This is a genomic window from Amycolatopsis pigmentata, from assembly GCF_042684065.1.
In the GTDB taxonomy this organism is placed as follows: domain Bacteria; phylum Actinomycetota; class Actinomycetes; order Mycobacteriales; family Pseudonocardiaceae; genus Amycolatopsis_E; species Amycolatopsis_E pigmentata.
The window spans coordinates 599,662-625,340 of record NZ_JBHUKR010000021.1 but is presented as its reverse complement, the minus strand read 5'-3'; the positions used below and the strand labels follow the sequence as shown (position 1 = coordinate 625,340).

23 protein-coding genes are annotated in these 25,679 nt (G+C 68.9%); 7 read left to right on the top strand and 16 right to left on the bottom strand.

Annotated elements, in window-relative coordinates:
* Positions 1–75: 75 nt before the first annotated feature.
* Entirely contained in the window at positions 76–561 is a 486-nt protein-coding gene (locus ACFSXZ_RS34200) for a DUF5130 family protein (protein ID WP_378269931.1), read from the bottom strand.
* Positions 548–796 carry an aa3-type cytochrome oxidase subunit CtaJ gene (gene ctaJ, locus ACFSXZ_RS34195; RefSeq protein WP_378269929.1) on the bottom strand — a complete coding sequence of 83 codons (249 nt, stop codon included), beginning with the start codon at positions 794–796 and terminating at the stop codon, positions 548–550. Before ctaJ ends, ACFSXZ_RS34200 begins: the two co-directional genes overlap by 14 nt.
* 255 nt (positions 797–1,051) lie before the next feature.
* Between ctaJ and ACFSXZ_RS34190 the strand changes: the two genes are divergently transcribed.
* Entirely contained in the window at positions 1,052–1,375 is a 324-nt protein-coding gene (locus ACFSXZ_RS34190; RefSeq protein WP_378269927.1) for a hypothetical protein, read from the top strand.
* A gap of 110 nt (positions 1,376–1,485) precedes the next feature.
* On the opposite strand, the gene ACFSXZ_RS34185 is transcribed toward ACFSXZ_RS34190, so the two are convergent.
* Positions 1,486–2,202 carry an HNH endonuclease gene (locus tag ACFSXZ_RS34185; protein ID WP_449224300.1) on the bottom strand — a complete coding sequence of 239 codons (717 nt, stop codon included), beginning with the start codon at positions 2,200–2,202 and terminating at the stop codon, positions 1,486–1,488.
* Positions 2,203–2,345: 143 nt separating this feature from the next.
* Here ACFSXZ_RS34185 and ACFSXZ_RS34180 point away from each other — a divergent pair, with 143 nt between their 5' ends.
* The 3 genes from ACFSXZ_RS34180 to ACFSXZ_RS34170 are packed head-to-tail and all read left to right on the top strand — an operon-like array spanning position 2,346 to position 4,635.
* Positions 2,346–3,377: a mechanosensitive ion channel family protein gene (locus tag ACFSXZ_RS34180; protein ID WP_378269926.1), complete on the top strand. Its 1,032-nt coding sequence runs from the start codon at positions 2,346–2,348 to the stop codon at positions 3,375–3,377.
* A gap of 28 nt (positions 3,378–3,405) precedes the next feature.
* A complete protein-coding gene (locus ACFSXZ_RS34175) occupies positions 3,406–3,795 on the top strand; it encodes a globin (RefSeq protein ID WP_378269924.1) in 390 nt (129 codons plus the stop codon).
* Between the two features lie 24 nt (positions 3,796–3,819).
* On the top strand, positions 3,820–4,635 hold the full coding sequence (locus tag ACFSXZ_RS34170; RefSeq protein ID WP_378269923.1) for a glycerophosphodiester phosphodiesterase: 816 nt from the start codon (positions 3,820–3,822) through the stop codon (positions 4,633–4,635).
* Between the two features lie 28 nt (positions 4,636–4,663).
* Here the strand turns inward: ACFSXZ_RS34170 and ACFSXZ_RS34165 are convergent, their stop codons facing one another.
* The 11 genes from ACFSXZ_RS34165 to ACFSXZ_RS34115 form a co-directional block, all read right to left on the bottom strand.
* Positions 4,664–5,302, bottom strand: a complete 639-nt coding sequence (locus ACFSXZ_RS34165; RefSeq protein WP_378269921.1) for a hypothetical protein — start codon at positions 5,300–5,302, stop codon at positions 4,664–4,666.
* Positions 5,295–5,684 (bottom strand): acyl-CoA thioesterase, encoded by a 390-nt coding sequence (locus ACFSXZ_RS34160; protein ID WP_378269919.1) that lies wholly within the window; start codon positions 5,682–5,684, stop codon positions 5,295–5,297. Before ACFSXZ_RS34160 ends, ACFSXZ_RS34165 begins: the two co-directional genes overlap by 8 nt.
* Before the next feature lie 89 nt (positions 5,685–5,773).
* Positions 5,774–10,744: an NAD-glutamate dehydrogenase gene (locus ACFSXZ_RS34155; protein WP_378269917.1), complete on the bottom strand. Its 4,971-nt coding sequence runs from the start codon at positions 10,742–10,744 to the stop codon at positions 5,774–5,776.
* A 186-nt stretch (positions 10,745–10,930) separates the two neighbouring features.
* On the bottom strand, positions 10,931–13,426 hold the full coding sequence (locus ACFSXZ_RS34150; protein ID WP_378269916.1) for a hypothetical protein: 2,496 nt from the start codon (positions 13,424–13,426) through the stop codon (positions 10,931–10,933).
* A gap of 55 nt (positions 13,427–13,481) precedes the next feature.
* The gene (gene ettA, locus ACFSXZ_RS34145; protein ID WP_378269915.1) at positions 13,482–15,158 is read right to left on the bottom strand and encodes an energy-dependent translational throttle protein EttA; all 1,677 of its coding nucleotides are present in this window, start codon (positions 15,156–15,158) and stop codon (positions 13,482–13,484) included.
* Positions 15,159–15,329: 171 nt separating this feature from the next.
* Positions 15,330–15,803: a single-stranded DNA-binding protein gene (locus ACFSXZ_RS34140; protein ID WP_378269914.1), complete on the bottom strand. Its 474-nt coding sequence runs from the start codon at positions 15,801–15,803 to the stop codon at positions 15,330–15,332.
* Between the two features lie 205 nt (positions 15,804–16,008).
* Entirely contained in the window at positions 16,009–17,469 is a 1,461-nt protein-coding gene (locus tag ACFSXZ_RS34135; protein ID WP_378269912.1) for a hypothetical protein, read from the bottom strand.
* A 242-nt stretch (positions 17,470–17,711) separates the two neighbouring features.
* Positions 17,712–17,915 carry a hypothetical protein gene (locus ACFSXZ_RS34130; RefSeq protein ID WP_378269911.1) on the bottom strand — a complete coding sequence of 68 codons (204 nt, stop codon included), beginning with the start codon at positions 17,913–17,915 and terminating at the stop codon, positions 17,712–17,714.
* 266 nt (positions 17,916–18,181) lie between these two features.
* Positions 18,182–18,367, bottom strand: a complete 186-nt coding sequence (locus ACFSXZ_RS34125; RefSeq protein WP_378269910.1) for a hypothetical protein — start codon at positions 18,365–18,367, stop codon at positions 18,182–18,184.
* A gap of 93 nt (positions 18,368–18,460) precedes the next feature.
* On the bottom strand, positions 18,461–18,631 hold the full coding sequence (locus tag ACFSXZ_RS34120) for a hypothetical protein (protein WP_378269909.1): 171 nt from the start codon (positions 18,629–18,631) through the stop codon (positions 18,461–18,463).
* 140 nt (positions 18,632–18,771) lie between these two features.
* Positions 18,772–18,966, bottom strand: coding sequence for a hypothetical protein (locus tag ACFSXZ_RS34115; protein ID WP_378269908.1), 195 nt, complete (start codon positions 18,964–18,966; stop codon positions 18,772–18,774).
* Between the two features lie 195 nt (positions 18,967–19,161).
* Here ACFSXZ_RS34115 and ACFSXZ_RS34110 point away from each other — a divergent pair, with 195 nt between their 5' ends.
* Positions 19,162–19,416: a hypothetical protein gene (locus ACFSXZ_RS34110; protein ID WP_378269906.1), complete on the top strand. Its 255-nt coding sequence runs from the start codon at positions 19,162–19,164 to the stop codon at positions 19,414–19,416.
* A gap of 453 nt (positions 19,417–19,869) precedes the next feature.
* Positions 19,870–20,595: an AfsR/SARP family transcriptional regulator gene (locus ACFSXZ_RS34105; RefSeq protein WP_378269905.1), complete on the top strand. Its 726-nt coding sequence runs from the start codon at positions 19,870–19,872 to the stop codon at positions 20,593–20,595.
* Positions 20,596–20,620: 25 nt separating this feature from the next.
* Here ACFSXZ_RS34105 and ACFSXZ_RS34100 read toward each other — a convergent pair whose 3' ends face one another.
* Both ACFSXZ_RS34100 and ACFSXZ_RS34095 read right to left on the bottom strand, forming a co-directional pair.
* On the bottom strand, positions 20,621–22,648 hold the full coding sequence (locus ACFSXZ_RS34100; protein WP_378269903.1) for a cytochrome c oxidase assembly protein: 2,028 nt from the start codon (positions 22,646–22,648) through the stop codon (positions 20,621–20,623).
* A 1-nt stretch (position 22,649) separates the two neighbouring features.
* Positions 22,650–23,861 (bottom strand): MFS transporter, encoded by a 1,212-nt coding sequence (locus ACFSXZ_RS34095; RefSeq protein WP_378269902.1) that lies wholly within the window; start codon positions 23,859–23,861, stop codon positions 22,650–22,652.
* Between the two features lie 136 nt (positions 23,862–23,997).
* Here ACFSXZ_RS34095 and ACFSXZ_RS34090 point away from each other — a divergent pair, with 136 nt between their 5' ends.
* On the top strand, positions 23,998–25,074 hold the full coding sequence (locus tag ACFSXZ_RS34090; RefSeq protein ID WP_378269900.1) for a LacI family DNA-binding transcriptional regulator: 1,077 nt from the start codon (positions 23,998–24,000) through the stop codon (positions 25,072–25,074).
* The last annotated feature ends 605 nt before the right edge of the window (positions 25,075–25,679 follow it).

Here is a 25,679-nt window from a genome sequence, read left to right as displayed (position 1 = left end):
GATATGAAGCAAGGGGCGTTTACTACGGAAAGTCCGTAGTAAACGCCCCTTGCTTCGATTCGACGAGGTTCCGGCTCAGTGCCGGGGCGCGGAGCCCGCCTGGTCGGACAGCATGCGGAGGCCCGAGACCAGGCCACCGATGAGGTCGCCCTCCTTGAAGGAGGCGACCATGCTCATCACGGCGAGCTTGGCGCCACGGTCGGGCAGACGCTGGAAGGCAGCCGTGCCGGTGACGACCTCGACGACCCGTTGCCCCGGCGAAAGCGCGATCAGCACGGCATCGCCCGCTCCCTCGCCGATGGAGGCGTGGAGCTTCTCGGCGGCCTGCCTCGTGTCACCGCTGTCGAGTTCGCCGATATAGACGCTGAAGTTCAGGCCGGTCTCGCGACTGGCCAGGGTGAGCGCTTCGTCGAGACGTGCCAGCTGCACGGTGCTGAACGGCGTGACCGGAGCGGACTGCCGGTACATCTTGGCGACGGACCGCCGGCCCGTCGTCGTGATCGCGACGCCGAATTCCGGCTCCTCGACCTCAGCCTGCTTCGTCAGTTCACCAGCTGCCACGGGCACCTCCTGCCGCCGTTCCGGCCCGGTCGCCGGAGCTCACTTCCGGATGCGGGTGGGCCGCACCGATACCCTCGGGGTTCCCGCTCCACCACATCGGCGGATAGTCCCAGGACTGCCCGGGACGGTACCTCGGGGTCCCGGCGAACTTCGAGCGCAAGGTGATCAGCGCGACCACCCCGTAGATGGCCGCCGGGATCAGCGCGTACACCAGGATCGTCTGCACGATGCTCACGCGCTCAGACTAGCCCTTGCGTTCCGGCGGCTCGTCGTGGCGTCGGGCACGCCCGTCGGCCGTGTGCCGAGCCTTCATTCACTCGATGGGTTGAAGCGACACCACGCGAAAGGTCGCAAAACACCGTACGGCCGGACCTAACCGGCCCCCTCATCTTGTTCCGCCGATCAATTCCTCGTACTTTTCACCTGTACGGGCCTTGCGCCCGGCCGACTAGACCAATCGCGTAACCCACGGGTCCCTGGAGGAACGATCATGAACCCGACCCTTACCCCCGCTCAGACCAATGGTGGCCACGTTCCGTCACTGGTCGTCGCTTCGGCACACCGCGGCACCCGCGTGACGCGCGGCACCCGAGTCACTTCCGGTACCCGTGTGACGTGTGGCACAAGGGTGACGAAGGGCACAAGGGTCACCGCGGCGACGCGCGGCACCAGGGTCACGCGGGGCACCCGTGTGACTGCCGGCACTCGGGTGACGCGCGGAACCCGGGTCACCGGTGGTACCCGGGTCACCCGCGGCACCCGGGTGACGCGAGGTACCCGAGTGACCTGCGGCACGCGCGTCACCGCTGCCTGAAGCACCACGGACGTCGCCACGTCGGCTCGCCCCGGCCGCCATCGGCTGCCGGGGCGCCGTCCTGAGCCCGTGCGGTTTCCGCCCGGCCGGTCAGCTCGAGCGGGTTCTCACTAAGCCGCCACGCCGAGATATGGCCGCCACAGCGGGTCCGCGTCGCCGGAGTGCACGAGCAGCCGCCAGTGCGGCCCGTGCGGCGCGGTCGGGACCACGCGGAGGTGCCAGCCCAGCTCCGAGAGCAGACGATCCGCCTTGCGGTGGTTGCACTTGGCGCAGCAGGCCACACAGTTCTGCCAGCTGTGCGCCCCGCCGCGGCTGCGCGGGATCACGTGGTCGATGGTGTCGGCCCGGCCGCCGCAGTAGGCGCAGCGGTAGCGGTCCCGGTGCATGAGCCCGGCCCGCGTGAGCGGTACCTGCGCCCGGTAGGGCACCCGGACGTAGTTCGACAACCGGATCACCGACGGCACCGGCAGTGAGAACGTCGCCGCGTGCAGGCTGAGCCCACCGGGGTCGCCGTGCACGACCTCCGCCTTCCCGCACATCACCAGCACCACGGCCCGCCTCAACGGCAGCGCCGTGAGGGGCTCGTAGGTGGCGTTGAGCAGAAGAACCCTCCTGCGTCCCCACAGGGGGGCCGGACCGGTCGCCGGGTCCCGCCCTCTACGCTGTCCGTGCGAACGCCCGGGGCGGACGCTGCGGGTGGGTGGCCCACTGGGTTGAGGGCCGTTTAGGGCGACCCCGCCCGGATAGGCGCACAGGACTCCCTCCGGCGCCGGCCCGGCCACGCTGTGCTCGGGGGCGCCGAGGGGGATGGGTTGTCGGTCTGGCACTCGACCACCTCCACCGGTGCAGGCATAGTCGACCACACTTCGCACCCGAAATGCACCTGTGTTAGAAGACGTGTCCTGTGATATCCGCCCGACGTTAGTGTGACGCAGGACCGAACGCCGAGAGAAAGGGACCTCGCATCGCCGTGAACCCGCTGTTGAGCGAGACCCCGACCTGCATCAACGACCAGGGAAGCTGGTGTTACCAGGTCTTCCAGGTCACCCACAACGAGTGGCTGGCGGCCTCCGCCGGCTGGCTCGTCGCCAAGCCGGTCAAGATCCTCCTGATCGTCCTGGTCGCCGCGTTGGTCCGGCTGCTCGTGCGCAGGCTGATCGACCGGGTCACCGCCATGCCGCACAACGGTAAGACGGGCCGGAGGCTGCCCACGCTGCTCCGGCCGTTGCGGGAACGCGCGCCCGGCATCCTGGGCCCGACCCTGACCGAGCGCCGCGCCCAGCGCGCCAAGACGATCGGCTCGGTCCTGAAGTCGCTGACCTCGTTCGTGGTCTTCGGCCTGGCCGCCATCCAGATCCTCGGCGAACTGGGCTACGACCTGGGCCCGATCCTCGCCTCGGCGGGCATCGTCGGGGTAGCGCTGGGGTTCGGTGCGCAGAACCTGGTGAAGGACTTCCTGTCGGGCATGTTCATGATGCTGGAGGACCAGTACGGCGTCGGTGACGTGATCGACATCGGCGAGGCCAGCGGTGTGGTCGAGTCGGTCGGTCTCCGCATCACCACCCTGCGCGACATCAAGGGCACCGTCTGGTACGTCCGCAACGGCGAGGTGCAGCGCGTCGGCAACTCGAGTCAGGGCTTCGCGGTCGCCGTGGTGGACGTCCCGCTGAACTACACCACCGATGTCGACCGTGCCGTCGAGGTGCTCACCAACGCCGCCACCGCGGTGGTCGGCGTCGAACCGCTCTCCCTCAACGTCCTGGAACAACCAGAGGTTCTCGGCGTCGAGAACGTCACGCCCGAGGGGATCACGATCCGCCTGACCGTGAAGGTGCGGCCCGGCAAGCAGTGGGTCGTGCAGCGTGCCCTGCGGGCGGGCGTGATCGCCAAACTCGAGCAGGCCGGGTTCGAACCGCCGATGGGCCGCTTCATGAGCCAGGTGAGCGTAGGCCAGACCGGCGTCGCCAACACGGCACAGGGAACCGGCACAATGAGGTCATGACCCGCCTCGAACGTGCGAAGGGACAGGTATGAGTTCCCTGGAGCCGGAAAAGTTCTACGAGGCCGTCGGTGGAGAGCCGACGTTCCGCAAGATCGTCGCGCGCTTCTACCAGGAAGTCGCCCACGACGAGGTGTTGCGCCCGCTCTATCCCGAGGAGGACCTCGGCCCGGCCGAGGAACGGTTGCGGCTGTTTCTCATGCAGTACTGGGGCGGACCGCACACCTATTCGGAACGTCGTGGCCATCCCCGGTTACGGATGCGCCACGCGGGGTTTTCGATCGGGCCGGTCCAGCGGGACGCGTGGCTTCGAGCGATGCGCGTCGCGGTGGACGAGGCCGAACTCCCCGAGCCGTTGGAAAACGAGCTGTGGAGCTACCTGGAGATGGCCGCGCAGAGCCTGATGAACACCTGGGCGTAGGCCTTTCGATTACTAAGGTCAACGATGGGTGGAAACAGCGTTTTCGGCCAAGCACCGGTGATCCTCGGACATCGGGGCTGCGGCCGGGGCACCGTCGACGGTCATCTCGAGAACACCCTCGGATCATTCCTCGCCGCGGTCGACGCCGGTGCCGACTGGGTGGAGGTCGATGTTCGCCGCACCTCGGACGACCACCTCGTAGTCGTGCACGACCCGGCGGACGAAGACGGGGTGTTCTACGTCGACATCACCTCGCGTGAAGCGGCCGACAAGGGCGCCCTGCGGCTGGAGGAGCTGCTCGAAGCCCTACCCGCCGGGGTGGGCGTGGATTTCGACGTCAAGACCGCGATGGAGGACGCCACGCGCCCGGGATCCGGCACCACGATGGGGCGGCTCGCCGCGATCGCGGTGCGGGAATCCTCGCGGCGCGAGGTGCTGATCACCTCGTTCGATCCGGGCGCGCTCGACATCGCCCGGCGGCTCGCCCCCGGTGTGCCGCGCGGCCTGCTCACCTGGGTCGGCTTCCCGATCGGTCACGCCGTCGCCGCGGCCGCACACCTCGATGTCCAGGTGCTCGCCCCGCACTGGGGTTCCTTGCGCCCCAACGAGATCGAGCCGAAGGAAGTGCAGCGCCCGCTGGACTACGTGATCGACCTGGTGCACGAGACCGGACGGGAGTTCCTCGCCTGGTGCCCGAAGGTCGAGTTCGCCCAGCGTCTGCTCGAAGCCGGGGTGGACGCCCTGTGCGTCAACAACGTCCCCGACGCCATAGCCGCCCTCACGCCTGCCGCTGTCCAACTTGAACGCGAGCAAGGAGCGTTTACTACGGATGATCCGTAGTAAACGCTCCTTGCTTCCAAAAACCGGCTCAGAACAGCAGGGGCAGCAGGGCGTGGCGACGCCGGAGCACGGCGCCGTAGCGGGCGTCGAGGCGCAGCCAGGAACTCGTCGCCGTCACGCGGACGACATCGTCCGGGATCGACGAATCGACGAATCCCATGCCGGACAACGCGAACAGGCACCGCATCGGCACCTTGACCTCCAGGCTGCCCTCGGTCACGGTGAGCACCGCCTGGTCCATCAGCGAGGCCGGAGGCGTGCCATGCGGCCCCGCGTTGTCGCGCGCCAGTGCCACGCCCTTGTCCGCGAGTTCGGCCACCACCTTGGCCGGCAACAGGTCGACATCGCGCCAATCCGACCCGGCGGGCAGTTCGGAATGCCACATCAGATCGCGCGAGGGGCCGGGATCCATGGTCGGGCCCGGCGTGATGGTCAGCGCCGCGAGGAGTTCGTTGCCGGAGACGGTCACATCGCCCGGCACCACCTCGCCGTGCACCGCGCGCGTCGCCAGCACCTCGAACGGAGTGGCGACCCACGCCTCGACCACACCGCCGCCACCACGGTTGCGCAACCGCACCACCGCCTGGCCGTCGAGCCTGACCGCCCTGGCCACGAACGCGCTCAGGGTCTCCCGGTCGTCAGGATCAGGAACGCGCAGCTCACTCATCGTTTTCCGCCATGCCCAGTCTCTCGGCCAGGAACGCCCGCTCCGGGTCGGTCAGCCGGCGCGGCCGTCCACTGCCCACGTCATAGGGAGCGAGCACGGTCTTGGCCGTGACGGCCACCGCATCCGCCTCTGATGGTCCACTGTGGACAGTGTAGCCGAGGGTGACCGACGCGAACTTCAACTCGCGCAGGTTCACCTCGACGCGGATCTCGCGGCCCGCCACCACCGGCGCGTGGTAGTCGACGGACAGGCTGACCACGACCATGCCCGCCGCGAAGCCGGTGAGCCCGGCCCCGGACGCCTCGTGGAACAGCAGCGGTATCCGGGCTTCTTCCAGCAACGTCACCATGCTGGCATGGTTGACGTGCCCGAAGGCATCCATGTCCGACCACCGCGGCCGCACCATCGACACATAGGTCGTCGGTGTGCTTCCTCCGCGAGCTTGCTCACCCCCGCGATCGTGTCGGAGTGTCACTGCACGGTGCTCCGCAACTGCCGTGCCGCGACCGACAGCGTCGCCAGGTCGAGCCTGCCCGACCTGGCGATCTCATCCAGCGCGACCCGCGCGCGGGACAGCCGCGAAGCGTTCGTCTTCTCCCACTGCGCGATCTTCTCTTCCAGCGAGACCCCGGAATCGGTGTGCCGCAAGGCGTTCAGCGTGATCGCGCGGAGCGAGGCGTACACGTCGTCCCGCAGCGAAAGCCGCGCGAGCGCGTGCCAGCGGTTGCCCCGCTCCAGGGCGCTGATGGAAGTGAGCAGCCGGTCGGCGTCGAGATGGGTCGCCAACGCGTAGTAGAGCTCGGCCGTCTCGTGCGGGCTGCGTTCGGTGTCCACTCCGACCTCGCGCTCGGCCAACTCGGCCACCTCGGTGACGTCCAGCAGGCCGTAGGCGTCGAGCAGAATCGCGATCCGGCTCGCCAGATCGCGCGGAACGCCTTGGGAGACCAGATCTTCCGTTTGGGTCCGCACGTCCTCGGCCCCGCGTCCGCCGAGCCACCCCGCCACGCGCGGCGCGAGGTCGGCGACATTGCGGGCGAACCGGGCGATTTCGGCCCCCACCGCGAGCGGCTGCGGCCGGTTGGCCAGGAACCAGCGGGCCGCACGGTCGAGCAGGCGGCGCGACTCGAGCACCATCCCGTCGGCGACCTCGGCCGGGACGCTACCGCGCAGCGCGTCGATCGCCTCCCACAGCGCATCGAGGCCGAACACGCGGGTGACCACGGTGTAGGCACGCACCGCGTCGGTCGCCGTCGCGTTCATCTCCTCGGCCAAACGGAAGGCGTAGGAGATCCCCGCCCCGTCCACGACCTCGTTGACCAGCAACGTCGCGACGATCTGCCGGCGCAGCGGGTGCTCACCGATGCTGTCGGGAAAGCGCTCTCGCAAGGGCTTGGGGAAGTACTCCGGCAGCCGCTGCGCGAACACTTCGGTGTCGGGGAGTTCACTGGCCAGCAACTCGTCCTTGAGGTCGAGCTTGACGTGCGCGAGCAGCGTCGCGAGTTCGGGCGAGGTGAGGCTCCCGCCCGTTTTCTCCAGCTCCCGGAAACCCTCCTTGCCCGGCAACGCCTCGAGGTCGCGGTCGATCGCCCCGTCGGCCTCCAGCGCGTCCACCAGGCGGTCGTGGACCGACAGCATCGCTGCCGCATGGGCCCGGCTGACCCCGAGCACGGCGTTCTGCCGGTAGTTGTCCGCGAGCACGAGATCCCCGACCTCGTCGGTCATCTCGTGCAGCAGCTCGTTGCGCTGGGTGTGCTCCAGCCTGCCGACGCTGACCAGGTGGTCCAGCAGGATCTTGATGTTGACCTCGTGGTCGGAGCAGTCCACGCCGGCCGAGTTGTCCAGCGCGTCGGTGTTGATCTTGCCCCCGGCCCGGGCGAACTCGATCCGGCCGAGCTGGGTCAGACCCAGGTTGCCGCCCTCGCCGACCACCTTCACCCGGAGATCGCTGCCGTTGACCCGCACCGCGTCGTTGGCCTTGTCGCCGGCGTCGGCGTGGCTTTCCTGGTGCGACTTGACATAGGTGCCGATTCCGCCGTTCCACAGCAGATCCACCGGCGCCAGCAGGATCGCCCGGATCAGCTCGGACGGCGCCAGTTTGGTGATGTGCTCCGCCAGGCCCAGCGCACGCCGCACCTGGGGCGTGATCGCGATCGTCTTCGCGGTGCGCGGGTAGATCCCGCCGCCGTCGCTGATCAGCGAGCGGTCGTAGTCGTCCCACGACGAACGCGGCAGCTCGAACAGCCGCTGCCGCTCGGCGAACGACGACTTCGCGTCGGGCTCGGGGTCGAGGAAGATGTGCAGGTGGTTGAAGGCGGCCACCAGGCGGATGTGTTCGGACAGCAGCATTCCGTTGCCGAAGACATCGCCGGCCATGTCGCCGATACCGACCACGGTGAAGTCCTGCGACTGGGTGTCCACACCGAGTTCGAGGAAGTGCCGCTTCACGCTTTCCCACGCGCCCCGGGCGGTGATGCCCATCGCCTTGTGGTCGTACCCGACCGAACCACCCGAAGCGAACGCGTCACCCAGCCAGAAACCGTAGTCCGCGGAGACCTCGTTGGCGATGTCGGAGAAGGTCGCCGTGCCCTTGTCGGCGGCCACCACCAGGTAACTGTCGTCGCCGTCGTAGCGGACGACATCCTTGGCCGGAACCGTCCTGCCCTCGACAAGGTTGTCGGTGAGATCCAGCAGTCCCGAAATGAACATGCGGTAGCAGGCGATGCCCTCGTTCTGGAACGCGTCGCGGTCCACACCCGGGTCACCGGTCGGGGCAGGCGGTCGCTGCACGACGAAACCGCCCTTGGCGCCGACCGGCACGATCACCGCGTTCTTCACCGCCTGCGCCTTGACCAGTCCCAGGATTTCGGTGCGGAAGTCCTCCCGCCGGTCCGACCACCGCAGCCCGCCCCGCGCGACTGCGCCGAACCGCAGGTGCACGCCCTCGACCCGGGGTGAGTAGACGAAGACCTCGAACCGCGGCCTGGGTTCCGGAAGATCCGGCACGCGTTGCGGGTCCAGTTTGACCGCGAGGTAGGGACGCGGATTCCCGTCCGCGTCGGTGACCCGGTAGTTGGTGCGCAAGGTGGCGCCGATGACCTCCAACAGCCGCCGCAGAATGCGGTCGGAGTCCAGGCTGGTCACCGCGTCGATCATGGTGGAGATCTCGGCGACCATCGCCTCGGTCTGCTCGTCCCGGTTCTGTCCCGCGTGCGGATCGAACCGGTGCTCGAACAGGCGCACCAACTGGGTCGCGATGTCGGTGTGCGCGAGTACCGCCTGCTGGATGTACTCCTGCGAATAGGGTGTCCGCGCCTGGCGGAGATACCGCGCGTACGCCCGCAACACCGCCGCCTGCCGCCAGTTCAGTCCGGCACGCAACACCAGCGCGTTGAAGTCGTCGACCTCGGCGTCACCCCGCCACACCGCGGCGAACGCGTCCTGGAACCGGACGCGCAGGTCCTCCTCGTCCTCGTCGGCCAGCGAGCCGAGCTCCCGCTGCCCGATACGCAGGCCGAAGTCGTAGATCCACGACCTGGTGCCGTCCTCGCGCCGCAGTTCGTACGGCCGTTCGTCGACGACCTCGACACCCATCCGCTGCAGCATCGGCAGGACCTCGGAGAGCGTGACGCCCCCGCCCAGCAGATAGAGCTTGAACCGCCGCTCCCCCGGCTCGGCCTCGGCCGGCACGTAGAACGACATCGCCAGATCCCGCTCGCCCGACAGCGATTCCAGCCTGCGCAGGTCGGCCAGCGCTTCGACGGCGCTGAAATCCTCCTTGTAGGCCTCCGGAAACACGCCCGCATAGCGCTGGCCCAGTTCGGTCGCCGACTCCTGGCCCAGTGGTCCCGGCATGCGGCTCGCACCACCCGCGCGCTCCCGGCGCTCGGCGAGGATCGCTTCGGTCATCAGGTCGTCCCAGCCGCGTACCGCCGCGTTGAGCCGTTCCTGGATCCGCAGGGTGTCCGGCGTGATCGAGCTCGACGGATCGGTGTGCACGATGAAATGCAGCTGCGCCAAGGCGGTTTCGCCGACCCGGGTGTCGTACTCGAGGTGCGTTCCCTCCAGTTCGGTGAGCAGCACCTCCTGCATGGCGAGCCGGGACCGGGTCGTGTAACGGTCGCGAGGCAGGAAGACCAGGCACGAATAGAACCGGGCGTAGGAATCCCGGCGCAGGAACAACCGCAGCCGCCGACGGTCGGACAGCGTGATCGCACCGATCGCCGTGCTGTAGAGCGAATCCTCGTCCGCGGAAAAGAGATCCGCGCGCGGCCAGTTCTGCAGCACTTCGAGCATGCGCTGCCCGGAAAACGACTCCATCGGGAAGCCCGCCCGGTGGATGACCTCGTGGACCTTCCTCCGCACCACCGGGATGTCCAACGCGTCCTCGTGCAACGCGCTCGTGGTGAACATGCCGAGGAAGCGGTGCTCGCCGCTGACGTTGCCGTTCTTGTCGAAGGTCCGCACGCCGACGTAGTACGGGTAGACCGGCCGGTACACGGTGGACGGCGCGCTCGCCTGGGTGAGGATCAGCAGGACGCGCTCCCGCGCCACGGCGCTCGCGTCCGGACCCACGGTCAGGCTGCGCGCGGCGAGATTGTCCTCGCGCAGCACGCCGAGCCCCGAGGCGAGAATGGCACGCCAGGCCGGCTCCATCGTGCCGGGCTCGGTGTCTTCGACGAGTTCGCAGCGGCGGTACCCCAGAAAGGTGAAGTGGCCGCGGGCGAGCCATCGCAACAACTCGGCGGCCTCGGTGACGTCACCGGCGGGAAGTCGCGGCGGGGTCGAGTCCAGTTCACTCGCCACGTCGAGCGCCGCCTGCACCATCTTCTCGGTGTCCTCGACGACCTCGCGGACGTCCGCGAGCACCGAGGTCAGGGAGGTGTCCAGGTCGCGCGCCCGGTGCGGGTCGGTGATCAGATCGACCTCGACATACATCCACGACTCGACCGCGGCACCCTCCGGCGGGTTCGACGCGTCCGCCCCCGGGTGGATCTCCAGCAGGTTGCCCGTGATGTCCCGGCTCACCACGACGATCGGGTGCACCAGGCGCTGTACCTGGACCCCGTCCCTGGCGAGCTTGGCGGTGATCGAGTCGACCAGGTACGGCATGTCGTCGGTGACGATCTGGACGACCGTCGCGTCCCGCGTCCAGCCGTCCTCGGTGATGGTCGGGTTGACCAATCGGACGGCCGGCCTGCCCGGCATCCGGACCCCGGCGAACTCCAGGTGCGAGCGGACCGCGCCGACGAGATCCACCGGGTCGTCGCCGACCACCTCTTCGGCCGGGATGTGCCGGTAGTACAACCTGAGTAGCTCGGCGATGTCGGGAGCCTGCTCGGCGGCGGCCTCGATCAACTCGTCCCGGCGCTCTTCCGGATTCACCGGTCGCTGCCGCGTCTCCGACGCGGCGGTGAGCGAAGAGACTCTGGTCGAGGACGTCATTTCAGGCAACTCCACTACAGACGACTAAGCCGAACAGTCCCACCCTACGGCCTTGACACTTCGCCAAATACTTGGCCGCACGAAAGGGAAAGGTGGTTCACCACCTCACCGCGAGCGGGGCACGCGAGCGTACTCGCCTCCCGCCGCGCCAGGCGCCGGGGACGGTCCCGCCGAAGGCGCACCGACTCAGGAATGCGGCCTGGAGTCACCATTGTGGCCATGTCCGTTGTGTCGGCCATGACCATTGACCGTGCGGCTCTCACCGGACTCGCCACCGCTGCCGAGTCGTTTCACCAGAGCCGCGGCGCTCGCGGTCCCGGCCCGGTGCTCGGCGAGTGCCCGTGCGAGCAGATCGGCCAGCCCCGCGTCAGGAGGCAGGTCGTCGTCGGGCGGTCCTTCCGGTTCGGACGATGGGAGGTCCTCGTCCTTGGCACCGGACGCATGACCGACCCCGGTTTCCGGCTTCAGGCTTGGTGGGTCGTCGTCGAGGGAAAAGTCGTCGAACGGCGCCAGCGACGGCGGCAGCTTCAGCCGGGGCAACCACTCTTCGTGCAGGACGACGTGTGGTGTCTCGCCGGCCTCGTCCGCCGGAGACTCTTCCTGGACCGGGGAATCCAACACCGCGGAGGAAAACCCGGCTGCTTCCTTCGCCTCGTCACGAGCCCGTTCTTGCGCGAGGGGGCGCTCCTGCTCCGCGGGCACGGGTTCACCTGGCGGCGTGAAAGAGATGCGCGGCAGCGCTCCGTCGTCCGATCCGCTCCGGTGTGTTCCTCCGGGCTCGGAGTGCCGGGAATCCTCCCGCTCGGTCCGGCCGGCGTCCGGCTTCCCGTGTTCGCGCGCATTCTCGGGCTCGGCGCGACGGCGGCCACCACCCGCCCCGGCACTGATTCCCATCCGGTCGAGCACCGAGCGGGCCGTGACCGAACCGTGGTCCACGTCGTGGCGGGTCTTGGGTGTGGAGCTTTCCAGGGCCCGCCGCTCGGCGCGCGACCTGCCGGTCTCGCCAGGTTTCCTGGTGCTCTGTTCTCCGGTCGGGCGCGGTCCCCCGACCATGCCCCATTTCCGGGTGGCGCCCCCCTCTTTGGTTCCCCGCGCCTCCCGGGCCGCCAGTGCCTGCCAGGCGGCGCGGAACTCACTCACCTGGGCGGAAGTCAACGTCGATTCCTCGCCAGTGGTGGAAGCCCGGCGCGGTGCGGCCTCCGCGGCGGACGTCCCGGACTCGGGAACATCCGCGGGCGAGGCCGACGCGGGCCGGATGAACACCACCGGTCCCCCGGGCCGTTCCCCGCGAACCACCACCGGCCCGCCCGTGGACGCCGCGGTGGCCGCCGGAGCGGACGAGCGCTCGTCACCGGTGGACCGCGTCGAGACGGACCTGATCGCGGCCGCTTCGGAACCCGCCGAAGCGGTCCGTGCCGGACTCGCGTCGGCCCCGGTAGTACCGGCAGGCTGCTCGATCACGAGCGGCCGGCCCGTCGCTTCGCTGTCGTACGAGGCGCCGCGCGTGCCGCTGAGCGTCCCTGGCGCCGCACCGAGGACGTCGTCCAGGTTCACCTCCGCCTGGGTCCCGTTGCCGAACTCTCCGGCCAGGAGACTGATCGCCTGCCGGCGTGCCCGGGCGTGCACATGCTCCGCGGCACGACCACGATGCAGGCATTCGATCGCCTCGGACGGCCTGCCGAGCCGATCCTCCACATAGGCCAGCTCCGCCCAGAGCTGAGCGCTCAGGGCGTGCAAGCCGTGCCGCTCGGTGCTGTGCACGCCGTCCCGAAGCACCTCCGCGGCGGCCTCGGCGGCTCCCGTCGGGAGGAGGATCCGGGACGCCACGGCGAGCCGGAGCCAGCCCATGGGTGCCACCGCGGCCACGCGCGTCGGCTCGTCCAGCACCGGCTGCGCGATCTCCAGCGCGTTCCGGGTGTCGCCCCGGTCGAGTAGTGAGCACACCAGCTGAAGCATCAGCCGGACGCGTACCACTCCCCCGTCGCCGCTCGGATCTTCCAGTTGTTCCAGGAAACCGAGCCCGGTACGCGCGGCATCGGCCGCGCCGAGGATGTCCCCGTGCCGGCGCCGGTGGGACGACACCCCGACCCGCAGCAGCGCACGCGCCAGGAGCCGGCCGTCACCGTCCAGGCCCTCGTCCGCGCCGCACAGCCGGTCCGCCTCCGTCAAGGTCCGGTCGAGTTCGGCCTTGCGGCCGAACTGGGACAGACAGCCGACGAGATGACACAACGCGGTGGCCTTCGAGGCTCCGGAGAAGCCGGCCAAATCCAGGACGGGCCGCAGCGCGGCGATCCCGGTCAACGGCATGCCCACGCTCCGGGCACACACCGCCAGGTCGGTCCGGAGGCCGGCCGCGAGGACCATGTCTCCGAGGTCCTCCGCGGCCCGGAGAGCGGCCACCGCGCGCCCGACCGTGGCCGCGCGCAATCCCAGCCGGACCCGGGCGGAAACCACCAGGCTCTCCGCCCGCACCCAAAGCTCACCCGACCCGGCCGTCTCCGCGAGCGCCGCGGCTCGCTCACCCAGGACCAGAACCAGTTCGGGCGCCCGCGTACCCAGGATGGCCACCTGCTCGAGCAGGTGCCCGACCTCGTGCGGCGCGTCGGCACCGGAGGCTCGTCCCGCCCAGGGACCCCGGCGCGGGACGAGCGGGTGCGGTCGGCTGTGCTTGGTGGCTACCACTCCGGACTCCGGTTCAGGCTGGCTCAGGCGACTGGCGCGGCTCCATGGCGCGCGCTCAGTCGCGGGTCAACTTGCGGTGAGTCACCCGGTGTGGCCGCGCCGCCTCCGGTCCCAGTCGGTCGATCTTGTTCTTCTCGTAGCCCTCGAAGTTGCCCTCGAACCAGAACCACTGCGCCGGGTTCTCGTCCGTGCCCTCCCACGCCAGGATGTGAGTGGCCACGCGGTCCAGGAACCACCGGTCGTGGGAGATGACCACCGCGCAGCCCGGGAACTGCTCCAGTGCGTTCTCCAGCGATCCCAGCGTTTCCACGTCCAGGTCGTTCGTCGGCTCGTCCAGCAGGATCAGGTTGCCGCCCTGCTTCAGGGTCAGCGCCAGATTCAGCCGGTTGCGCTCGCCACCGGAGAGTACCCCGGCCGGCTTCTGCTGGTCCGGCCCCTTGAAGCCGAACGCGCTGACGTAGGCGCGCGACGGCATTTCGGTCTGCCCGACGTGGATGTAGTCGAGCTTGTCCGACACCACCTCCCACACCGTCCGGTCCGGTTCGATGCCCGCACGGTTCTGGTCCACATAGGACAGCTTCACCGTCTCGCCGACCTTGACCTCGCCCGAGTCGGGCCGCTCCAGGCCGACGATGGTCTTGAACAGGGTCGTCTTACCCACCCCGTTCGGCCCGATCACACCCACGATGCCGTTACGCGGCAGGGTGAACGACAGGTCGTCGATCAGCAGGCGGTCGTCGAAGCCCTTGCGCAGGTGTTCGACCTCCACCACCACGTTGCCCAGCCGGGGCCCCGGCGGGATCTGGATCTCCTCGAAGTCGAGCTTGCGGGTCTTCTCGGCTTCGGTCGCCATTTCTTCGTAGCGCTCCAGGCGAGCGCGGGACTTGGTCTGGCGCGCCTTGGCTCCCGAGCGCACCCAGTCGAGTTCGGTCTTGAGGCGCTTGGCCAGCTTCGCGTCCTTCTTGCCCTGGACCTCGAGCCGTTCCCGCTTCTTTTCCAGATACGTCGAGTAGTTGCCTTCGTAGCCGACCACCCGGCCACGGTCCAGCTCCATGATCCACTGGGCCACGTTGTCCAGGAAGTACCGGTCGTGGGTCACGGCGAGGACAGCGCCCGGATAGCTCGCCAGGAACTGCTCCAGCCACAACACGCTCTCCGCGTCCAGGTGGTTGGTGGGCTCGTCCAGCAGCAGCAGGTCCGGCTTGGACAACAGCAGCTTGCACAGCGCGACCCGCCGCCGCTCGCCACCCGAGAGATGCGTGACCGGCTCGTCGGGCGGCGGGCAGCGCAGGGCGTCCATCGCCTGCTCCAGCTGCGAGTCCAGCTCCCAGGCGTCGGCATGGTCGAGCTCCTCTTGGAGCCGTCCCATCTCCTCCATCAGCGCGTCGCTGTAGTCGGTGGCCATCTCCTCGGCGATCTCGTTGAAGCGGTCGAGCTTCACCTTGATGTCGCCGAGGCCCTCCTCCACGTTGCCGCGCACGGTCTTGTCCTCGTTGAGCGGCGGCTCCTGCTGGAGGATGCCCACCGAGGCACCCGGCTGAAGGAACGCGTCACCATTGCTCGGCTGGTCGAGCCCTGCCATGATCTTGAGCACGGTGGACTTGCCGGCCCCGTTCGGACCCACGACGCCGATCTTGGCACCCGGGTAGAACGCGGTGCTGACGTCGTCGAGAATGACCTTGTCCCCGACGGTCTTGCGCACCTTTTTCATGGTGTAGATGAACTCGGCCATAGAGTCGATCGTAGAGCCGCCCTCAGTTCGCCCGGACGGCGGTCACTGTGCCGGGCGGTTTCCGCGCGCGACGGAAGGCACCAGCGCCGGGTGAGGGAAGGGCGTGACCGGTCAGTACCCTGCCGTGACCAGCGGAGGCGCGGCCGGCACCCGCGTCGCCCTTCGCGGCCCTCAACCGATCGGCATGGGCTCGTCCTCCTCGGCCCGTGCCGTCCGTTCGGCGGAGGCCGGAGCCTGCCACGGCCCCTGCCCGGCGGTCCCACCTGGCTCGTAGCGCCGCGTTCGGTCCACGGTGGCCTTGCACAGCATCAGGTTCGGTCCGACCGCCCAAGCCTCTATCTCCGGCATCGAGCGGGGCTGTCCGTCCTCGGTCTCGTAGTCGCTGACGAACAAGCGGCCCGACACGATCACCGGATCACCGCGGCGCAGCACGGCATGCGTCATCGCCGCCAGCTTGCGCCAGCATTTCACCCGTATGGAGAAATGCCGGTGGTCGTACCAGGACGCCTTCTCCCGGTCGTACTTCCGCTCGGCGGCGCGCACCAGGAACGTGGCGAGGTCGTGGTCGTTGTCGCCCACGCGCTTCAGTGTCACGTCGGTGATCACCGTGCCCAGCACGGTGACCTGTGTTTCCCCTATCGTCATCGCCTTGCACCCTTCCCTCTGCTGGTTTCGATCCCGTCCGGACACCAGCCTGCTCCGGTGCTCCGGAGCGGGAAAGTGGATGCCGGGGCGCTTGTGGACAACAAGGAGGGTGTGGACAACTTGGCTCCGAAGCCGGCAAGAACCCCGGAACTGTCGGGGGCCACTGCTATATGGCGCTCTCGCACGGGCCGTCGATCAGAACGATTCAGCGGTTGTCGCCCGGAGCGTCGGCCGCACCAACCTGCTCGTATCCCGCCGCTTCCCCGCCCGGTACCTGGTCGTAGTACCTCTTCCTGGCGCGTTCCCTCCGCCGGGCTACCACGGCCAGCACCTTGCCCACGGTGCGGAGCAGCAAGGAGGTCAGACCCACCCAGGGCACGACGAGGATGACTATGGAGAGCAGGGAAAGCGCGATGACCCCGACATCCCCGCGATCGAACGCGATGAGACAGGACCGCCAGTACAGCGCGATGTTGATCGTCGCCGCACGCAGATAGCCGGGCACGTAGATCAGCAGGTTCACCAGCGCCGCGACCAGGGCGGGCACGACCACGGCGACCCAGGCGGTGATGATCAACCGCACGCGCGGCCGGAGGCCGGTGATCGCCGGTGAGGCCTCACGCCGCAGGACCACATGCCGGAGGACACGCGGAATCTGCTCGAACAGGTTGGGCACGCCCACCAGGTCCCCGAGGATGTAGTACCCGTCCAGCCGGACCAGCGGGACCAACTGCTGCAGCATCGTCAGGTGGATCAGCACGATGATCGCCGGGATGGGGGCGAAACCCGTCGTCAGGTAGATCGCGCCGAGGACCAGCGCGAAGACCGAGTTGAAGTAGATACCGCCGAGGTCGGTGCGGAGCCGGCCACGCCGGTCGAGCCGGTAGGCGTCGTTGACATTGGTGTAGAAGGCCGGAACGACGATCAGGATGGCGACTCCGATCGCCCCGGGCCGCGCGCCGCCGTAATGGCACCCCGCGGCATGACCGCATTCATGGAAAAGGGCGCTCGCCAGCAGCACCGCGAACGCGGTGAGCATCAGGCCGGGAGAGCCGACCGACGCCCGGATCGAGGTATCGGTATGGCCGGTGGCCAGCAGCCAGATGTCCAGTGCGAGCAAGGCCACGAGGACGACAGCCACGACCGGTGGAAGGAACAACGGGTGCAGGATCGCGGCGAGCCGGCGGACCACCTTGACCGGCAGCAGTACCCGGCGCAGCGACAGTCCGAGCAGCGGATTGGCGCGCGGCGCGGCTTCGGGCGGTGTGCCCAGGGTAACCAGGCCGCGGGGCTCGAGTTTGCGCTCGATCAGATATCGCACCGCCTCGGGCGTGAGCACCTTGCCGAAATCCCGGCTCGCGCGGTCGGCCACCTGCTCCAGGGTGCGATCGCCGCTCACCGCGCCGAGAACGGCATTGAGCATCCTGGAGACCAGCACCATCTGCCCGTCGCCGCGGTCGACCAGGTACCGGGGTTCGTCGTAGCCGCCGCCCTCGTACTCCCCGAGCAGCGACACGCCCTTCGTGCGGCGCGGCATGAGCGTTCGCGTCGCGGAGTAGATCGGCTCAGTGGGCGGGTCCACTACCGGGATCGGGCCGGTAGGCGGGTCCGGCGGGTACGGCACGGCCGCTTGGCCCGTCGCGTCCGGCGGCGTCTGTCGGGTCATCGAGCTTCCTCCTCACACGGCCACGATCGCCGCGCGTCTGCCCTTCTGCGGGCGTCAAGGCCACCGGCTGCGGGCCGGTGGCCGAATCCGTTCCGGAACGACCGAGAGGCCCGGCGGCCGGAGATTCCCCTGGCCACCGGGCTCGGCGCTGCTGTGACGACACCCAGGCATCGTCAGGGTGGGCGGGATGGGCAGCCGGTTTCCTGGTCGGCGAGGAACCGACCGCCCACCCGCCCGCTGGATCAGTCCTCGTCGCCGCCGCCGGCACTCTGGATCGCGACGATGGTCTGGTGCGCGTTCGCGATCGCGTTGCCGTCCTCCTCCGGCAGGGCCAGTGCGGTGTTGAAGGCGACGATCGAGAGATTGACGCTGCCGGCTCCCTGCAGGGCCTCACGAGCGGGCAGCAGTTCCGCGTCCTGCAGCTCCAGCATCGAAAGTTCGATCATTTTCTATTCCTTTCGGCGGATAATCGATTTCCTCGTACCCGGCATAGCGGCCGTGTACCGGCACAATTAACGCACAGGAGCCGTCACCAATGCGTCACGCGATATTTTCGCGGTTCTGCGCACGCTTTCAGCACACGCCCGGCCGGTGCCCACAATTCGTGGCGAATACCGGCATGATGGCACGGCGAGACACCGTTCCCCCGCACGCACTTCGCCCCGCCCGGGTCCTGCGGAACCTGGGCGGGGCGAAGTGAACGCTACCAGTGTCAGTCGTCGCCGCCGAACAGTTGGCCGGCGGCCGCCTCCACCTTGCCGGCGATTCCGCCGACCGCAATGGCGATGTTGATGCCGATAATGTTGTTGATGGTGAGACCGTCAAGAGCCTCGCGGGTCGGCAGCAGTTCTGCCTCTTCGCGATCGAGCAGGGCCAGCGATAGACGGTTTTCCTTCACAGGTAATCTCCTTGGGTTAATTTGAGATCGCGGGCCGCCGGCGTCGCCGACTGGAATGAAAAGCGAGCCGGCGGCCCACGATCAGTTGGTGATTTAGCGCTCGTGGCCGCCAAGGATCACGACGATGGTCTGGTGAGCATTCGCCACGGCATGGCGGCCGACCGCGACAGCCACGTTGGTGGCGTGAATGAACGACAGCGCCTCACGGGTCGGCAACAGGTCGGCGTCCTGCAGGGACAATTCCTGCGTCGACACTTCGATCATTGTCCGTTCTCCTCTCGGGAGCTTCTTCCTTTGTTGTGCGCGGCGGCGCCGTGCACAACATCAGTAGGCACTCCCGAGGTCACCGCTCCATCACGAACGGGGTATCCCCGGTCGAGCGGATCGAGACATCGTGCGGCGCATCAGATTCCGGGCAACGGCTTCGGGCCGCCGTGGAGCAGACCACCGTGCTGGACACTGCCGGACACCTGCTCGGGAAGGATCAGGGCGGACTGGATCGCCTGGAAAACCGAGTTGTACGGCGACGTTTGCAACGCCTCACGCTCGGGCAGCAGATCCACCTCCTGCGCGGAAAGATCGGACGACTGCACGCGCATGTGGTTCTCCTTTCTCCAATCATTGGTTCGCACGGCGAGTACCGCACGGTCAGAGTTAAGTGCTTCGGGCGTCACCAAGTCGTCACGATTCCCCCGAAACGGAGACGATGCCTGCCTATCCTGGCTCCATCTAGTGAATCCCGCGGCCCGCGGATTTTTGAGAGCGTGGGTATTCGCCCGGCGAGAGGTGGACCGATGTCGCGGATCGAACCGAACACACATCAGCCGAAGGACCTCGGGGCGGACGGAGCCCACATTCCGGAGGCGAGCTCGAATGGCGTTCTGGTCATCCGGTTCTGGCGTGAGTACCAGGGGCCGGGTGGCTTCCGGGCGAGAGTCAGCAGAACCGCCGACGTCGCCCGCAAACCACGAAACAGCAGTCTGGTCTCGTCCATCGACGAGGTACGTCACCTCGTCGAGACCTGGCTGCAGGAATGCGCCACCCAATGATCGGACGAGGGCCGCCCGAAAGGGAATCCGGTCCGACCAAAAGGATGAAGTCGCGGCCGGGCGGCGGACCGGTGGTCCCAACCGTTTGAAGCGGGCCCGACGGGGAGGTAGCGTGAGCGAAGGTTATCACTTCGCCGAGACGCTTTCCCTGGATGTGGCAAGGAATTCGGCGGCTAACAGCGTCCTGGACCTCGACAGTCGGCCCCGGCATGTAACAGTGCTCGAACGGCGGTGCGAGGGTCTATGCGCCTGGAGTTCCTGTCTTGACCGGCGGTGCCACGGGTGACGGCGTGCGCCGCCGCCCGCCGCCAGACACGCCGGGCCGGCGTTCACGGTCGGCTTCGCATGTTCCTTTCGCCCCCGGCTCCGTGCGCGGCGGCCTGAACACGTCATGAAAGGGAGACAATGACACGGATTCCGAGTCAACGGAGCGGATGGCCGAGGGCGGAAACGGTGAGCGAAGGATTCCAGCTCACCCTCCTCGGGGGTTTTTCGTTGCGGCGTGGTGGATCTCCGGTGCGGCTGGCGCCGAGCGGCCAGCGCCTGCTCGCGTTCCTCGCACTCCATCAACGCCATCCCCGCGGCTACGTGGCCAGCATGCTGTGGCCGGAGCAGTCGCAGGAGCACGCGCTGGCCAGTCTGCGGACCACCCTCTGGCGGGTGCGATCCCGTGCGCCCGAAGTACTCGCCCCCACCCGGCATGACGTGGACCTGCACGCCGACGTCGTGGTGGACATCCAGCAACTCGCCGAGATAGCGCAATATTTCCTCGACGGGAACGGCCCGAAGCCTCCTCCTCTGGACCCGCAGGCGGTCCTCGACGTCCTCGCCTCACCCGGCGAGCTGTTGCCCGGTTGGTACGACGACTGGGTACTGATGGAACGCGAGCGGGTCCGGCTGCAGCACGTGCGGGCCCTGGAGGCCCTCGCGGAACAGTTGCTCGACCATCAACGGCCCAGCGACGCGCTGCGCGCCGCCCTCACGGCGACCACGCTCGAGCCCTTCCGGGACAGTGCGCACGCGGTCGCGGTACGCGCGTACCTCAGCGAGGGCAACACCGCCGAGGCGATCCGGCATTTCCGGCACTACCGCGCTCAACTGGTCGAAGAACTCGGGGTCGAGCCGTCACCGGCACTGCAGGAGCTCATCCACCCGCACCTGACCGGAATCGTGAGCTGAACCCGGTCCGCCCGTGAGCGCGGCTTCACTGCTGTGCGGTGTCCGCGGTCCCCGTCGTGGATCGCGGACCTTCGGCGAGTTGCCGGAGCATGGCGTTGTAGGCGGCGAGTTCGGCGTCACCGCTGGCTTCCTCGCGGCGGTCGTTGCGCCGGGCCTCGCGGTCGTCGGCGCGCGCCCACTGCACCAGCAGCGCGATCAGCACGAGCAGCACGGGGATCTCACCCGAGGCCCACGCGATTCCTCCGCCGAGACGCTGGTCGCCGAGCAGGTCGGCCAGCCACGGGAACCGCAGTGACTGGTAGAAGGTCTCACCGATGACCGTCTGCTTCGACATCAGGATGACACCGAAGAACGCGTGGAAGGGCATCGCCGCGAAGAGCAACCCCAGCCGGCCGAGATGCGGAAGCCTCCGTGGCGCCGGATCGATCCCGATCACCGGCCAGTAGAACACGTACCCCGCGAGCAGGAAATGCGCGTTCATCAGCAGATGGGCCCAGTGGTAGTTCAACGCGGTGTCGAACAGCCCGGAGAAGTAGAGCGCGTAGAAGGAGCCGACGAACAGCAGGAGCGCCACGACCGGATGGGTGAGCACCTTCGCCACTGGCGAGCGCACCAACGCGAGGAGCCATTCCCGGGGGCCCGGCGGTGCGCCCCTGCCCGCCACCGGCAGCGCGCGCAGCCCGAGGGTGACCGGGGCGCCCAGCACGAACAGCACCGGGGCGACCATGGACAGCAGCATGTGGGTTGCCATGTGCACGCTGAACATGGCGGGCGCGTACCGCCCGATGCCGGACGAAGTGGCCAGCAACAGGACGAAACATCCCGCCAGCCACGCGACCGTGCGGCCCGCGGGCCAGCTGTCGCCACGGCGCCGCAGCCGGCGTACACCGACCGCGTAGAGCACGGCCAGCACGATCGCGAGCGTGCCGTAGACCAGATCGAACCGGCCGTCGAAAAGCAGGCGCAACGTGGTGGGCGCCCCCGGCAGGTCATAGCCGATGAGCAACTCGGCGTTGGAGGGCTGGGTGAGCGCACCCGGCGGCGGCGGGGTGCGGGCGAGCGCCGTGGCGATGCCGATGGTGACGAACATGATCAGCAACTCGACCGCGCCCAGCCGCAGCAACTGCCCGCCGCCCTGACCGTCGGTCAGCGCCCGCACACCACGGGTGCGTTGCTGGTGACCGAACACACCGAGCACCAGGAGCGCAGCGATCTTGGCCAGCACGAGCAGGCCGTAACCAGTGGTCAGCAACTCGTCCAGCGGGACCCGGACGAACGCGTTGACGACGCCGGAGACCGCCATGACCGTCCAGCAGACCAGCGCCAGCTTGGAAAACCGGGTGGCGGCGAGCGCGAGGTGCTCGCCCCTCCGGCGTCCGTGGGCGAGCAGGGCGAACAGGCCACCGACCCACAGGGCCACGGCGACGAGGTGGTAGAGCAGGCTGTTGGTGGCCAGGTCGTGTGATCCGCCGCTGGCCGAATGGCCGGTGAGCGCGACCGGAGCCAGCCCGACGACGGAGACGAAGAACAACACCGCCGTCCAGCCCCAGGTCAGCACCACCCGGCAACCCAACGCGAGGAGCAGCGCGATCGCCGCGGTGATGAGCCAGGCCTTGGGCTGCTCGATGGCGTCGACGAGAGCGATCAGCGTCTGGGGTGAGAACAGCTCGCCGACGGGTTTGCCCGCTCCGTCGGCGGCGCTGAACAGGACCTCCCCGACCGAGGTCGCGAACCAGGCCCACGCCGCGATCCCGGCGGTACGCAGGGCCGCGTAGCCGTCGCGGGCCAGCACCCCCGAGCGCTGCGGTGGCACCAGGAACGCGGCAAGCAGCAACGAACCGACGCACACGACCGACGCGGCGTCGGCGAGTACCCGCACCACACCGATGCCGTAATGGGTGACCAGCCCGGGATCCGGCAGCCCGGCGATCAAGTAGGTGGCGCCGCCGGAAAGCGCCAGCAGCGCGACCGCCACTACGGCGGCAAGGAGCACGGCTACCACCAGGAGTGGCAGCAGACCGACCTTGCGCTGGGAAGAACTTTCGGAGGCCACGCTACGAGACTAGGCCCGTACCACGGACTCCGTGCTCCCGCCCGAGGTTAGCGGCGAGTTCGCGACGGCGGGCCCGCTCGGCCCCCACTGCCGCGAGCGCGATCAGCACCGCCAGGGCGCCGACCACGACGAACGACGCGGACAGCGAGGTCAGTTGGGCGATGCCGCCGATCATCGGCGGCCCGCCGACGAAACCGGTGTAGGCGATCGTGGTGACGAACGCGACTTCCCGTTCGCCCCCACCGCCGTCGTCACGCCTGCCCGCCGCCCCGGCCAGCCCCAGCGCGATCGGGAACGACGCGGCCAGGCCCGCACCGGCGAGGCCGAAACCGGCGATGGCGAGCGCGGTGACCGGCACTGTCGCCGCCGTGACCAGGCCGAGAGCCGCCAGCAGCCCGCCGACGGCCAGGCTCCGGGTCGCGCCGAACCGGCGCTGTACCCAGGCTCCGCCCAGCCTCGCGAGTGCCATGGCCAGCGAGAATGCCGAGAGCGCCAGCGCGGCCGTGCCCTGCCCGACCCCGTGCGCGGTGACCAGCAGCAGAGCCGACCAATCCGAACTCGCGCCTTCGGCGATCGCCGAGAGCAACGCGATGGCCGCGAGCAGCCACAGCACCGGCCGGCGCCCGGGCGCGACCCGCGGCGCGGGCGCCGGCCCGCCGGCCCGCGACGCGGAGCGCGGCAGGCCACGCACGACGACGACCAGAACCACCGCCACCGCGACGGCCGCCACCAGGAAATGCCGGGTGGGCGACCAGTGGCCCGCCGCGGCCAGCCCGGCGGCGGCGGAACCGGCCAGGCCTCCGAAGCTGTAACCGGCGTGGAAAATCGGCATGATCGGCCGCCCCAGCCTGCGTTCCACGCCCACCCCGGCCACGTTCATCGATACGTCCAGCGCGCCGCTGGCGGCGCCGACGCCCGCCATCGCGATCGCGAACCCGATCATCGAGTGCAGCGTCCCGAGAATCGGCAGGACCACACAGGACAACAGCACCGAGCCCACGATCACCGAGCGGGAACCGAAGCGTTCGACCATGCGGCCGGACACCGCCGCGGTCATCAACATGCCGGCCGTCATCACCAGCAGGCTCAGGCCCAGTTGGCCCGGACCTGCCCGCAGTTGCGCGGCGAGCGCGGGCACCCGCGGCGCCCACGAGGCGTTCACCGCGCCGCACAGGCCGAAGACCACGAAAACCGCCACCCGTGCGCCGGCCACCCCCGCCACCCCATTTCGGCTGGTGCGTCTCGCTTTCCAAGCCCCACAATGGCTTAAGCGCTTCAGAAAGTCCACCGATATGCTGGGCACATGACGTCCCTCGTGCGCCGGCACGCGCGCAGGCCGGGAAAATCCCATGAGCGGTAACCGCCGTCGGCCGACCCTGGACGATGTCGCGAGTGCCGTCGGGGTGTCGCGCGCGACGGTGTCCAACGCCTACAACCGCCCGGACCAACTCTCCCCCGGCCTACGGGAGGAGGTTCTCCGCGCGGCCAACCGCCTCGGCTACGCGGGACCGGACCCGGTCGCCCGCAGTCTCGCCACCCAGCGCACCGGGGCGATCGCGTTCATGCTCGACACGGGCCTGTCCGCGGCCTTCTCCGACCCGGCACTGTCCATCACGCTGGACGCGCTCGCCACCACAGTGGGTCCGACCGGGCACGCGCTGCTCCTGCTTCCCGGTGGTGACGACGGCGGACCACGGGCGGACCGGGTGCTCACGGCACAGGCGGATCTCGCGGTCGCCTATTCACTGGCGGACGGCGCGCCCGCACTGCGGGCCGTCCGCCGGCGAGGGCTTCCGTTGGTGGTGATCGACCATCCCGTGGTCCCGGGCGCGGCCAGGGTCGGCATCGACGATCGCGGGGGCGCGGCAGCCGCCGCACGGCATCTGCTGGCACTCGGGCACCGGCGTTTCGGTGTCCTTTCCGCGCAATGTCTGTCCGCCCCGAGGGGCGGCCCGCTGGACGCGGACGAGGCTTTGCGTTCCCGTTTCCGTGACAACCGCGAACGGCTGACGGGTTACCTGGACGCGCTCACCGAAGCGGGTATACCGCGCACGCACGTGCCGATCTGGGAGACGTCGGGACTCTCGCGTGAGGACGCGATGGCCGGCGTCCGGGGCCTGCTCGACCGCACGCCACGGCCGACGGCCCTGCTGTGCATGTCCGATGAACTCGCGCTCGCGGCGCTGGCCACGGCTCATCGGCACGGCCTGGCGGTTCCCGCCGATCTGTCCATTGTGGGCTTCGACGACACTCCCCCGGCGCGCTGGGCCGAACCCGGACTGACCACGGTCCGGCAGGACCTGGTGCGGAAGGGGCGACTGGCGGGCGAATTCGCGCTCCGCCTGCTGGCGGGAGAACGACCGCCCGAGCCGGCCACTTTGGACGTCGAACTCGTCGTGCGCGGTTCGTCGGGCCCTGCCCGATAGCAAAAATCTTCAGAACACGCAACACTATTCTGATTTCTGTGGACAGCAAGTCCCGCGTCGAACGTCTGAACCGAGTTGTCCACAGAAAGAAAAACAGGGCTGTCACACCGGTACGTGATCCGTCATTGTGGATCGCGTGAGCACACGCGGCCGCCATTCGGCCGCACAACCATTTCCGAGGGAGTCGAAGTCGTGAACTCGAAGTTGCGCGCCTATCTGCCGAGCTTGCTCGTCCTTACCGTACTCGGCCTCTTCGCCGGCGCCGGAGTCGCCGAGGCGGCGTCCTGCTCGATCTGAGTTTCGCGGATCGGAGGCGATCGCTGTTCGACGCCACGCGTTCGTGCGCAGCGCGTTCGTGCGCAGCGCGTTCGTGCGCAGCGGTCTCGTGAACCAGGGCACCGGCCGTCCCTCCTGGGGAAGGCGACCGGGTGCCTGAGGGGCCGGAACCCCAGCCGGCCCCGCCCGCGGGCGCGCCACCGCCCCCAACCCGGGCGCGCCCGCGGGTTGCCCGCAGCGTGGTTTCGCGGGTGGTCGACAGTCCGTGAACGCGCTGGTACGGTCATCCCGTGACTGCCGGGTCGGCGAACAGCCGCGAGCGGATAGGG

Coding starts and splice junctions, on each gene's coding strand:
- ACFSXZ_RS34170 (WP_378269923.1), top strand. CDS start 3,820: ATGGGTGGAAACAGCGTTTTCGGCCAAGCACCGGTGATCCTCGGACAT.
- ACFSXZ_RS34110 (WP_378269906.1), top strand. CDS start 19,162: ATGTCGCGGATCGAACCGAACACACATCAGCCGAAGGACCTCGGGGCG.
- ACFSXZ_RS34090 (WP_378269900.1), top strand. CDS start 23,998: ATGAGCGGTAACCGCCGTCGGCCGACCCTGGACGATGTCGCGAGTGCC.
- ACFSXZ_RS34140 (WP_378269914.1), bottom strand. CDS start 15,803: ATGACGATAGGGGAAACACAGGTCACCGTGCTGGGCACGGTGATCACC.
- ACFSXZ_RS34190 (WP_378269927.1), top strand. CDS start 1,052: ATGAACCCGACCCTTACCCCCGCTCAGACCAATGGTGGCCACGTTCCG.
- ACFSXZ_RS34155 (WP_378269917.1), bottom strand. CDS start 10,744: ATGACGTCCTCGACCAGAGTCTCTTCGCTCACCGCCGCGTCGGAGACG.
- ACFSXZ_RS34130 (WP_378269911.1), bottom strand. CDS start 17,915: ATGATCGAACTTTCGATGCTGGAGCTGCAGGACGCGGAACTGCTGCCC.
- ACFSXZ_RS34115 (WP_378269908.1), bottom strand. CDS start 18,966: ATGCGCGTGCAGTCGTCCGATCTTTCCGCGCAGGAGGTGGATCTGCTG.
- ACFSXZ_RS34135 (WP_378269912.1), bottom strand. CDS start 17,469: ATGACCCGACAGACGCCGCCGGACGCGACGGGCCAAGCGGCCGTGCCG.
- ettA (WP_378269915.1), bottom strand. CDS start 15,158: ATGGCCGAGTTCATCTACACCATGAAAAAGGTGCGCAAGACCGTCGGG.
- ACFSXZ_RS34175 (WP_378269924.1), top strand. CDS start 3,406: ATGAGTTCCCTGGAGCCGGAAAAGTTCTACGAGGCCGTCGGTGGAGAG.
- ACFSXZ_RS34165 (WP_378269921.1), bottom strand. CDS start 5,302: ATGAGTGAGCTGCGCGTTCCTGATCCTGACGACCGGGAGACCCTGAGC.
- ACFSXZ_RS34120 (WP_378269909.1), bottom strand. CDS start 18,631: ATGATCGAAGTGTCGACGCAGGAATTGTCCCTGCAGGACGCCGACCTG.
- ACFSXZ_RS34160 (WP_378269919.1), bottom strand. CDS start 5,684: ATGGATGCCTTCGGGCACGTCAACCATGCCAGCATGGTGACGTTGCTG.